Source organism: Aquirufa aurantiipilula (genome assembly GCF_019923745.1).
Lineage (GTDB): Bacteria > Bacteroidota > Bacteroidia > Cytophagales > Spirosomataceae > Aquirufa > Aquirufa aurantiipilula.
The window spans coordinates 380,741-391,932 of the sequence record NZ_JAANOG010000002.1; the positions used below are offsets into that span (position 1 = coordinate 380,741).

Here is an 11,192-nt window from a genome sequence, read left to right on the forward strand (position 1 = left end):
CGATTAAATTTGCTTTTCTACTTGGAATAAAAAATGCTCAAAGTCCCATTCGGGTGCTTCGGTCAACTTTATTTGTTGCCAGGTGTCAGTAGGATGTATTCTTTCTCCCAATCCCTCTTTATGTTTTATTTCAATGGGTAAGTCAATTTCTCCAGCTACATTTTTCCATTTGTAGCGCAATGTATACACTCCGTTAGCTTCTTTCAGTTGATATACCAACATAGGAATATCTGCCCGATTCAGGTATTGAGACATGATGGACTTTACGTTTCGTTTCAACTTCTTTTCAAAGAAATTAAGCACTTCCTCGGCATTCGTATTTTTATGGTAGAAGGTCAAACAAAAATCTTTGATGGTGCTGAACCAAAGCTTATCATCTGCCACGATGGACCGCAGCGTATGAAACATCCAAGTACCCTTGAAATACATATCAGAATCTGGACTTTGGTAATTGACACCATAAGGGCCAATGATGGGAAAGCGATTTTTAATATTGTTTTTTTGTCCGTTCAAATAGGACTGAGCCTGCTCTTTACCTGATTTTTCTTCCAAATAAATGGCTTCCGCATAAGTTCCCAAGGCTTCATGTATCCACAAGTCGGCATGATCCGTGCAGGAGATGGAATTTCCAAACCACTCATGGGCTGACTCATGTACGATGATGAAATCAAAGCCATAGGCGTTGTTTTTGTAATGATTGCCATAGGCCACGGCACTTTGATGTTCCATTCCCCAATAATCTGTTTCTACAAGCGCATAGCCATCTATGGGGAAAGGGTAGGGGCCAAAGTATTTTTCAAAGATGCGTAGCATTTCTTGACTCTGCTGGAAATGTTTTTTAGCTATTTCAGCATTGCTTTGTAAAACATAAAAATCCAAATCCAAGGGCTTGCCATTCAATTGAATCATCTTTTCTGACCAATGGGCATAGTCGGCAATATTGACGGAAACATTGTAGGTATTGATGGGGTATTGTACTTTCCAATGGTATTCTGTACCGAATGGAGTAGGTGTGCTGGCTACTAAATTACCATTAGAAACTGCCATTAGGCCTTTGGGGGCCTCGATACGAATATCCATGGATTCAGGTTCATCTCCTGGATGATCCTTGCAAGGCCACCAAGCTGATGCACCTAGACCTTCACAAGATACAGTTACCCAAGGTTTGCCTACCGGGTCTTTGGTCCAAGAAAAACCACCATCCCAAGGTGGACGAACAGCCTTGCGCGGTTGTCCTTGGTAAGAAATTTGAATCTGGTGCTTTTGTTTTACTAGGAGGGTTCTAGGGAAGTCAATGAAAATAGCATTGCCATCTCGACGGTATGTTAGGGTTTTGTTTTCAAAAATAATTTGGTCAATGGTCAAGTTGGAGAACAGATCCACTTGGATTTGTTTTGTCTTCTCTTTCACCACAAACTGGATGATATTAGAGCCCGTGATGTAGGTTTTCTCGGGGTCGACCTTCACTTTCAAATCATAGTGGAGCACATCATAGGAAGTACGCGCAGGCCTTAAACTGCCCCTTAGACTATCCGCATGACTGAATTTTTGGGCGGAGAGGGTATAGGAAAATAGTAATAGAAAGGAAAGTTTCTTTAGCATGTTGAATTTTAAAATTTAGATGTCAAATTCTATATATTAAAGTTTACGGGTCCAGTAATTATAGTTAAATATTAGTCTATCAATGACACAATAGCCTGATTCTGTTTCATAATTTGATATTTTACATGTTGTAGGATAAGAATCTTTATATTCCCAAATACGGATAGCCTCTCTATTGGTATTCATTAATGTAATCTTGAGCGTTTTAACGTGTATTTTTTTGTCTAAACCTCCACTGAAATTCGACAATATCAAGCTTTCAAATAAACTATTATTGGGGCAAAGGCCTTTACTTAGTTCAATTGTAGAACCTTTCTTGCCATTTGATGTAGCATCTAAACCATTAATCTCCAGAAAAGACATCTCAAGTTTTCCATACTCCACTTTAAAATAATAGTCTGGATTGGGATATTCAGTCATTGGTCATGGGAAGTTTAAAAGTAAAAGTAGCCCAAGAATCACTTGAAAGCAAAAAAGCCACCCTCTGGCGAAGGTGGCTTTTGAAATATAATCTCAAAAAAGACTAGTAACGGTAATGCTCTGGCTTGAATGGACCATTTTGTGGTACACCAATGTATTCCGCTTGATCTTTCTCTAATTTCTCCAATTTAGCACCAATGTGTGCCAAGTGTAAGAAAGCTACTTTCTCATCCAAATGCTTAGGAAGGATGTATACTTTGTTCTCGTAATTCGCTGAATTAGCCCATAGCTCTAATTGAGCTAAAGTTTGATTACAGAATGAGTTCGACATCACAAAAGATGGGTGACCCATAGCGCAACCTAAGTTTACTAAACGTCCTTCTGCTAAAACGATGATGTTTTTGCCATCAATGGTATACATATCCACCTGTGGTTTGATTTGGTCTTTTGATGCACCGTAGTTATCATTTAACCAAGCCATGTCGATTTCATTGTCAAAGTGTCCGATGTTACAAACAATAGCCTTGTCTTTCATCGCTTTGAAGTGACGATCACGAATGATTTTCACGTTACCTGTTGCTGTTACAAAGATGTTAGCACGACTAGCTGCTTCATCCATAGTCACAACCTCAAAACCATCCATAGCAGCTTGTAATGCACAGATTGGGTCAATTTCAGTTACCAATACACGGCAACCAGCACCACGTAATGATTCAGCACTACCTTTTCCTACGTCACCATATCCTGCTACAACAGCCACTTTACCAGCTAACATTAAGTCAGTAGCACGACGAATCGCATCCACCAATGACTCTTTACAGCCGTATTTGTTATCAAATTTAGATTTTGTTACGGAGTCGTTTACGTTGATCGCTGGTAAAAATAAAGTACCATTTTTCATACGCTCATACAAACGGTGAACTCCCGTTGTAGTTTCCTCAGATAGTCCTTTGATGTTAGGAATCAATTCTGGATACTCATCAAATACCATGTTGGTTAAATCACCACCATCATCCAAAATCATGTTCAAGGGTTGTTTTTCTTCTCCGAAAAACAAAGTTTGCTCAATACACCAGTTGAACTCTTCCTCATTCATGCCTTTCCAAGCATAAACTGGAATTCCAGCTGCTGCAATAGCCGCTGCTGCGTGATCTTGTGTAGAGAAAATGTTACAAGAAGACCAAGTAACTTCTGCTCCTAAAGCAGTTAGTGTTTCAATCAAAACCGCTGTTTGGATAGTCATGTGCAAACATCCTGCGATGCGTGCTCCTTTTAAAGGTTGAGCTTTTCCAAATTCAGCACGTAAAGCCATTAATCCTGGCATTTCTGCTTCTGCTAATTGAATCTCTTTACGACCCCAGTCGGCCAATGCAATGTCTTTAACTTTAAATGGTACGTAAGTACCGGATTGTGATGCCATTGTGTATGATGTTGAATTGAATTTTCTTAATAAAGTGCAAAATTAGTTCTTTTTTTGATAAAGAGGAAATCTTAATTATTTAATGGAAATAAGGTTTGAATCATCAGCATTTCTATGCAAATATTCAGCTGTCAATTATTCCAAAAAAGGCAGCACACTTTCCAGTGAAATACCCCGCGAGCCTTTCACTAATAAATAACTGTTTTTGATAGGATGGTCCTGTAGCCAATTGTGTAAGCCAAATTTATCAGGAAAATAATAAGCCTTTGGTAAATGAACCAGAGCATGTTGCATGTGCTGACCTACCAATAAAACTTTATCAAATCCTTGATGGGCAATCAACGCACCTAATGCTGCATGTTCTTCCGCAGAAGCATCTCCCAATTCGAACATATCACCCAAAATGACAATTTTTGGATTGATTTCTGTCTCGGCAAAATGTTGGATTGCGGCAGCCATCGACGATGGATTAGCATTGTATGCATCCATTAAAACTTGATTGCTACCAATATGAATATACTGAGAACGGTGATTGGTTGGGATATAAGTCCGAATACCCTCATGACATTGCTCATCTGTAAGGCCAAAATGTTTGCCCACGGCCAATGCCATTTGTATGTTTTCAAAATTATAAATACCAGGTAGATGACTTCGAACTTGTAGGCCTTCCTTAGTCTGGTAAACCACAGTAGGTTTAGCCTCCACCAATTCAGTATACAAGGCTTCATTGGCAATGATGGTACTTTTAAATAGTCGTTCGGCATGCATATCATGCACTACGTTTTTGTCATAAGGCAAAAACACCGTTCCTTCATGATGTGCTAAGAAATCAAACAATTCGCCTTTTCCCTTCTTGATTCCTTCTATTCCACCGAAACCCTCTAAATGTGCTTTCCCAATGTTGGTAATCAATCCATGGGTCGGCTGGGCTATGTTCACCAATTCCTGAATATCCCCTTGCTTATTGGCTCCCATTTCAATCACCGCTATTTCGTGGCTGGCTTGAATGGCTAAAATGGAGAGCGGTACACCAATGTGATTATTTAAATTACCACTGGTGGCAAAACAATGAAACTTCTGAGATAGAACTGAAAATAAAAGTTCTTTGGTTGTCGTTTTACCATTTGACCCCGTTAATCCGATGATTGGAATGGCTAAGGTTTGTCGGTAAAGTCTAGCCAAATCTTGCAATGCTCGTAATCCATCATCCACTAAAAGTGTGTTTGGGATATGAGCATAAGCCTCATCATCTATCACAGCATAAGCAGCACCTTTGGATAATGCTTCTTCTGCCAATTGGTTGGCATTAAAATTGGGACCTTTTAGAGCAAAGAATAGATTACCTGGAGCTATCTTGCGTGTGTCCGTAGATACACCGCTAGCTTGTAAAAATCTTTCTAAAAGTGTTACATTAGAGGTCTTCATCATAATTTAGATTACCAGAGCTTTTGGCTTACAAATATCGAATGAAAATTTTAGTATTCTTATTTTTTGGATTTCTAAGCTCGGAAATTATTGCCCAAGCCCCATCTTGGAAGCAAAGTTCGCAAATCCCCGTTAAAGTCAATCAATCGTTTTTAGCAAATCCATGGGCTGGAGGCTTTAATTCTGTCCAAGTGGAAAGCATGGATTTAAATGCTGACGGACTGGAAGATTGGGTGATTTTTGATCGTAGTACCCAAAAATTGAGTACATTTTTACGAGTAAAGAATGCTGCGGGACAAATCTCCCAGGTGTATAGCCCTCAGTTTGAAACCAATTTTCCCAAGATAGAAAACTGGTTTCATCTGGTGGATTATAACGGAGATGGAAGGAAAGATCTATTTTGTTCCGCTCCTGAAGGCATGAAAATTTACCAGCAAATACCTGGGTCAAACATCTCTTTTCAAATCTTGGCTGATCCTGTTTACTCCGAAGGATTTTCTGGGAAAATCAATTTGTATGTAGCAGCTTCAGATATTCCTGCCATAGGTGATGTCGACGGCGATGGGGATATCGACGTATTGGCCTTTGAACCAGCAGGACATTATGTAGAATTTCATGAAAATGTAGCGGCCAAAGGTTCAGGTCTGATTCAATTCAAGAAAACTGTGGATTGTTGGGGCGACTTTATTCACAATGATTGTGATGATGTGGTTTTAGGCAAATCATGCAGCACGACCTACATCCCTTTTCAAATAAAAGGCCCTAATCAAGTAATGCATTCCGGGAATAGTTTGGCATTATTACCCAACAAAAATGGCTTGCCTGATCTCTTATTTGGTCATGTTTCTTGTCAAAATCTCATTCATTTAATCAATACGGGAAGTTTATCTAAACCTCAATTCAGCCAGTTGAATTACCATTTTCCAACAGGCAACCCCGTTCAAGTAGGTGCTTTTGCCTCTGCTTTTCCCCAAGATGTGAATGGCGACGGGAAATTGGACTTGTTGGTTTCTAGCAATACCTATGATAATGCTTTGTTTAGCCAAAACTTCCAACAATCATTAGCTTATTATCAATTGGAAGGTTCTTCTTGGATAGAAAAGAATTCAACCTTTCTGCAAGATCAAATGATGGATGTTGGAGAAAATGCGGCACCTCTTTGGTGGGATGCCGATGGAGATGGAGATTTGGACTTGCTTGTCGGGAATAGCGGTATTCGAGGAGTAAGGGGTGTACGAGCTAGTTTGACATATTATGAAAATGTAGGTACAGCCCAACAAGCCTCTTTGCTCTTGAAGAGTTCGGATTTTGGAGCTTTTAGTCTAGGAATTCAAGCTACGGATATTATTCCCCAAGCAGTGGATTGGGATGGGAATGGGAAGAAAGAACTTTTGGTTTCCTATCAGACCTTTGTGGGAGCTAAATTAGCTTTATTTACTTATGATAGTAAGTGGCAAGAAATACCCCTGTCCGTTCTTCAAGTAGGAGAGACACCCATGTTGGTGGATTGGAATCAGGATGGAATGTTGGATTTATTGGTTTTGGAAAAGTCGGGGAGGATACGTTCTTATCAATTCCAAGCAGATAAATCTTTGATTTTGAATAATTCCAATTGGGCGAATTTGCTTCAAGATTTAAATTTCATTCCCAAAAGCCTCAGTCTATTGGATGTGGATGGGGATGGAAAAACGGAATGTATTGTATTTGATCGTGTAGGTAAAGCGCAAATAATCCAATATAGTTTGGATGGGAAAAGTGCTACCAGGTCGCAAGCATTTAAATGGACTGCTGATTTTGGAGAACGTGTTTGGCCCATGGCTGCTGACTGGAATGGAGATGGGAAGATGGATCTTAGTATAGGTCTAGGGGCAGGTGGTGTCCAATTATTGGAAAATATAGGTACTAATGCTGTTACCGAACAACTAAATCAAGATGGTTTACAAGTTTGGCCTAATCCAGGCAAAGGCCCCATTTTTGTAATGAGTGCTGCTGCAGGAGAATTATCTTTCTTGGACATACATGGAAGAGTCATGTTAAATTCTTTGATTATTCAAGCCAAAGAAACCAAGACCATTCAATTACCCAAAGGATTGCAAGGGACATTATTTGTCCGCTGGCAAAATCAGGCAGGTCAAAGTATTGTTAAGCGTTTGTTAATCGACTAAAAGAATTTATCGGCACCCAAGATAATTTGACGAAGGCTAACGATGATAATCACCAAACCTACTAAAATCATCATGGATTTGATGGGAAGTTTATTGGCCAACCTCGCTGCGATAGGTGCAGCGACTACACCACCTAAGATAAGGCCAATGATAACCTGCCAATAACCTAAGCCAATGACCGTAAAGAAGGTCAACGAAGATGCTAAGGATACAAAAAACTCAGTTAGGTTCACACTACCAATGGTGTATTTGGGATGACGACCTGAAGCAATCAAGGTAGAAGATACTATAGGCCCCCAGCCTCCACCACCAATGGAATCTAAGTAACCACCAAATAAAGCTAAAAGACCTACTTTTTTCAACTGACGTTTTTCTTGTCTTTTAATCAATGCCTTACGAATGATGATGGCGCCTAGAAATAAGGTATAAATAGATACAATAGGTTTAATAAAGCCCGCATATTCTTCTAAGCTAGAAATAACATAAGCACCCAAAATTGCTCCAATGATGCCTGGAATCACCAAGGTTTTAAAAAGTTTGGAATTGACATTGCCGAATTTCAAGTGCATATATCCTGAAACACCTGATGTGAATACTTCAGAAGCATGTACACTGGCAGAGGCCGCTGCAGGTGAAATACCCACAGATAACAAAAAGGTAGTAGCTGTTACTCCATAGGCCATACCTAAAGCTCCATCAATCATTTGAGCAATAAAGCCTCCTAAGATGTAATAAAGTATTTCCGAATTGACAGAAGAAAAAACCACTTCCATTTTTTCAAATGTCACATAGGTAAACAATAAATGACCCACAATCATCAATGCCAGGGCATTACTAATGTGTATAATGACTTCAGTAATACTTCTTTCACGCTTCCAAATGGTTTGCACCGCTTTGAAAATGCTTGGAAAATTTCTCTTTGTTTCTGGACTAGGAGGAGTATTTGGGGACATATTGTTTACTCGTAAGGTAAAATCGCCTACAAAAATAGTAGACTTTATCTAATCTACCAATAAAGTAGAGTAAATATTTTTTCATAAAAAAGCCGTAATTTGCATTCCTTTTTTAAAATGATAAAAATTTATGCGTACAGAGTATCAGTTTCGAGAAATCGAAAAGCAATGGCAGTCTTTTTGGGAGGCAAATAATACCTTTCAAGCAAATGTTAATCCAAACAAACCCAAATATTATGTGTTGGATATGTTTCCATACCCATCCGGGGCAGGATTACACGTCGGACATCCGCTAGGCTACATTGCATCTGATATCATCTCGCGCTACAAGCGTTTGCAGGGATTTGAAGTATTACACCCGATGGGTTTTGATTCCTTTGGCCTTCCTGCTGAGCAATATGCTATTCAAACAGGTCAGCATCCTGCATTAACAACCGAGCAAAATATTGCTAGATACATTGAGCAATTGAAAAACATGGGTTTTTCTTTTGATTGGACTAGAGAGGTAAGAACTTCGGATCCATCATATTACAAATGGACCCAATGGATTTTCATGCAATTGTTCAATTCTTGGTACAACCATGCTTCGGATAAAGCGGAGTCAATCGATTCTTTGATTCAAATTTTTGAAAAATCAGGCTCTATCGGAGTACAAGCCGTTTGTGATGAAGAGGTAAAGCGAATTAGCGCAGAAGAGTGGAACGCCTATTCTGAAGAAGAGAAATATGCCTATTTATTAGCTTTTCGTTTAGCTTTCTTGGATGATTCCGTTGTAAACTGGTGCCCTGCTTTAGGGACCGTTTTAGCGAATGATGAAGTCAAAGACGGTGTTTCTGAACGAGGAGGCCATCCGGTAGAACAAAAGAAAATGCGTCAGTGGTCGATGCGTATTACGGCTTATGCCGACCGACTATTGCGTGGATTGGAAGAGGTAGATTGGTCAGATTCATTGAAAGAACAGCAGCGCAATTGGATTGGAAAATCCATCGGGGCTGAGGTTGATTTTGATATTGATAATCCTGCTCTTTCTCATAAAAAAATCAAAGTGTTTACTACTCGGGTAGATACCATATATGGAGTTTCCTTCATGGTTTTGGCACCAGAGCATGAGTGGGTAGAGGAATTGACTACCCCAGATCAAAAAGAAGCTGTAGAGGCTTATGTGACTTGGGCGAAATCTCGTTCTGAGTTAGACCGTGTCTCTGAAGTAAAGCAAGTGAGCGGAGTGTTTACGGGCTCATTTGTGATTAATCCCTTCAATGGTGAGCGTGTACCCATTTATTTGGCTGATTATGTATTAGCAGGATATGGAACTGGAGCCGTGATGGGTGTGCCTTCGGGTGATCAGCGCGACTGGAACTTTGCGACGCATTTTAACCTTCCTATCATTCCAATTTTGGATGCACAGAAGGATATAGAGAAACAAGCTGATGCGACTAAGGAAGGGAAATACATTAATTCTGAATTGATTAATGGTAAGACCTATCAAGAGGCTATTCCTATTTTAACTGCATGGTTAGAGGAGAAAGGTATTGGTAAAGGAAAGATTCAGTACCGTATGCGTAATGCGGTATTTTCTCGTCAGCGTTATTGGGGAGAACCCGTTCCAGTATATTTCAAACCAAATTCTAAAGGAGATTTATTGCCTTATTTGATTCAGGAAAGTGAACTACCATTAGAGCTTCCTAAAATTGATAAATACCTACCCACAGAAACTGGTGAGCCGCCATTAGGTCGGGCAGCAGATGTTTGGAAATACCAAGGGCAGTACGATTATGAATGGTCTACTATGCCAGGTTGGGCAGGTTCTTCTTGGTACTGGTACCGTTACATGGATGCCAAAAATGACCAGGAATTTGCTTCTCAAGAGGCTGTGAATTATTGGAAAGCAGTGGATTTATACATTGGAGGTTCAGAGCATGCAACAGGACATTTATTGTATTCTCGCTTTTGGAATAAATTCTTGAAAGACTTGGGATATGTGAAGGAAGAAGAGTTTGCCAAGAAATTGATCAACCAAGGAATGATTCAAGGTAGATCTAATTTCGTATATCGGGTGAAAAATGTGAGTCCAGCTACCTTTGTTTCTCATGGATTAAAAGATCAATATGATGTAGCAGCTTTGCATGTGGATGTCAATATTGTGGAGAATGACATATTGAACGTAGAGGCTTTCAAATCTTCAAGAAACGATGTTCCTTCGGATGCTGTTTTTGTGTTAGAAGATGGTAAATATGTTTGTGGTTGGGAAGTGGAAAAAATGTCCAAATCCAAGTACAATGTGGTGAATCCAGATGATTTGATTGCTAAATATGGAGCTGATACCTTGCGTGTATATGAGATGTTTTTGGGACCCTTGGAGCAATTTAAACCTTGGAATACCAACAGCATTTCAGGTTCACACAATTTCTTAAGAAAAGTGTGGCGTTTGTTTTTTGATGAAACAACTCAAAAAATTAAATTGGAAGATGCTCCAGTGAAGCCAGAGGAATTGAAGGTTTTACATACGGCCATCCGAAAAGTTCATGAAGATTTAGAGCGTTATTCATTCAACACGGTAGTTTCTACCTTGATGATTTGTGTCAATGATTTGACTCAATTGAAATGTCATAAAAAGGCCATTTTAAAGGATTTAGTACTATTATTATCTCCTTATGCCCCTCACATGGCAGAAGAGTTATGGCTAGCCTTGGGTGAGGAGGCAGGAAGTATTTCCCAAGCTAAATTCCCAGAATTCAATGCAGCCTATTTGGTAGAAGATGAATTTAATTACCCAATCTCATTCAATGGAAAAGTGAAATTAACCTTGTCTTTCTCAGCAACTGCCAGTCCAGCTGAAGTAGAAGCGGGCGTTTTAGCTCATGCTCAAGTTCAAAAAGTATTGGATGGTCAAACACCAAGTAAGATCATTGTGGTGCCAAAGCGGATTGTGAATATTGTGTTGGCAAAATAGAAGTTAGTTATTAGTGTTTAGTTATTAGGGATTAGGGATTAGTGTCTTGTCCTGATATAGGTTGACAGTTGGGTTTATTAATAACTCATTGTAAATATAGTTTAAGCTGCATATAAATCAACTGGCTTTTTCATTTTTAAAGCTAAATGCGGTCTTACTTCATTGTAGGTTTTAATGGCTTGTGAAACCGCTTTTTGAGCGGTTTTCAGGTTTTTATACGTAGCATCTAAATTGAATTCATTTTTCAAGATTCC

General features: G+C 39.3%; 8 protein-coding genes. 2 read left to right on the forward strand and 6 right to left on the reverse strand.

The annotated features are described in order from the left end of the window. Nucleotides 1–3: 3 nt before the first annotated feature. The 4 genes from G9H60_RS03610 to G9H60_RS03625 all read right to left on the reverse strand — a co-directional run bounded on the left by G9H60_RS03610 (nt 4) and on the right by G9H60_RS03625 (nt 4,870). Nucleotides 4–1,602 (reverse strand): M1 family metallopeptidase, encoded by a 1,599-nt coding sequence (locus tag G9H60_RS03610; RefSeq protein ID WP_223142733.1) that lies wholly within the window; start codon nt 1,600–1,602, stop codon nt 4–6. A 36-nt stretch (nt 1,603–1,638) separates the two neighbouring features. Beyond that, complete coding sequence (locus G9H60_RS03615) at nt 1,639–2,022, reverse strand: hypothetical protein (RefSeq protein ID WP_223142734.1); 384 nt, start codon at nt 2,020–2,022, stop codon at nt 1,639–1,641. A gap of 103 nt (nt 2,023–2,125) precedes the next feature. Next, nucleotides 2,126–3,442 (reverse strand): adenosylhomocysteinase, encoded by a 1,317-nt coding sequence (gene ahcY, locus G9H60_RS03620; RefSeq protein WP_223142735.1) that lies wholly within the window; start codon nt 3,440–3,442, stop codon nt 2,126–2,128. A gap of 135 nt (nt 3,443–3,577) precedes the next feature. Continuing rightward, nucleotides 3,578–4,870: a UDP-N-acetylmuramoyl-tripeptide--D-alanyl-D-alanine ligase gene (locus G9H60_RS03625; protein ID WP_317197217.1), complete on the reverse strand. Its 1,293-nt coding sequence runs from the start codon at nt 4,868–4,870 to the stop codon at nt 3,578–3,580. A gap of 38 nt (nt 4,871–4,908) precedes the next feature. On the opposite strand from G9H60_RS03625, the gene G9H60_RS03630 reads away from it, so the two are divergent. Next, nucleotides 4,909–7,032, forward strand: a complete 2,124-nt coding sequence (locus G9H60_RS03630; RefSeq protein WP_223142736.1) for an FG-GAP repeat domain-containing protein — start codon at nt 4,909–4,911, stop codon at nt 7,030–7,032. Here G9H60_RS03630 and G9H60_RS03635 read toward each other — a convergent pair. Next, a complete protein-coding gene (locus tag G9H60_RS03635; RefSeq protein ID WP_223142737.1) occupies nt 7,029–7,985 on the reverse strand; it encodes a sulfite exporter TauE/SafE family protein in 957 nt (318 codons plus the stop codon). The two genes, G9H60_RS03630 and G9H60_RS03635, sit on opposite strands and share 4 nt — an antisense overlap. A gap of 130 nt (nt 7,986–8,115) precedes the next feature. Between G9H60_RS03635 and leuS the strand changes: the two genes are divergently transcribed. After that, nucleotides 8,116–10,938, forward strand: a complete 2,823-nt coding sequence (gene leuS / locus G9H60_RS03640) for a leucine--tRNA ligase (protein WP_223142738.1) — start codon at nt 8,116–8,118, stop codon at nt 10,936–10,938. 101 nt (nt 10,939–11,039) lie between these two features. On the opposite strand, the gene G9H60_RS13615 is transcribed toward leuS, so the two are convergent. After that, on the reverse strand, nt 11,040–11,186 hold the full coding sequence (locus G9H60_RS13615; RefSeq protein WP_394369770.1) for an integrase core domain-containing protein: 147 nt from the start codon (nt 11,184–11,186) through the stop codon (nt 11,040–11,042). Between the last annotated feature and the right edge of the window lie 6 nt (nt 11,187–11,192).

What these genes read in the sequence shown, in the direction of transcription:
- G9H60_RS03630 (WP_223142736.1), top strand. Translation starts at nt 4,909, where the DNA reads ATGAAAATTTTAGTATTCTTATTTTTTGGATTTCTAAGCTCGGAAATT.
- G9H60_RS03625 (WP_317197217.1), bottom strand. Translation starts at nt 4,870, where the DNA reads ATGATGAAGACCTCTAATGTAACACTTTTAGAAAGATTTTTACAAGCT.
- G9H60_RS03635 (WP_223142737.1), bottom strand. Translation starts at nt 7,985, where the DNA reads ATGTCCCCAAATACTCCTCCTAGTCCAGAAACAAAGAGAAATTTTCCA.
- G9H60_RS03615 (WP_223142734.1), bottom strand. Translation starts at nt 2,022, where the DNA reads ATGACTGAATATCCCAATCCAGACTATTATTTTAAAGTGGAGTATGGA.
- G9H60_RS03610 (WP_223142733.1), bottom strand. Translation starts at nt 1,602, where the DNA reads ATGCTAAAGAAACTTTCCTTTCTATTACTATTTTCCTATACCCTCTCC.
- leuS (WP_223142738.1), top strand. Translation starts at nt 8,116, where the DNA reads ATGCGTACAGAGTATCAGTTTCGAGAAATCGAAAAGCAATGGCAGTCT.
- ahcY (WP_223142735.1), bottom strand. Translation starts at nt 3,442, where the DNA reads ATGGCATCACAATCCGGTACTTACGTACCATTTAAAGTTAAAGACATT.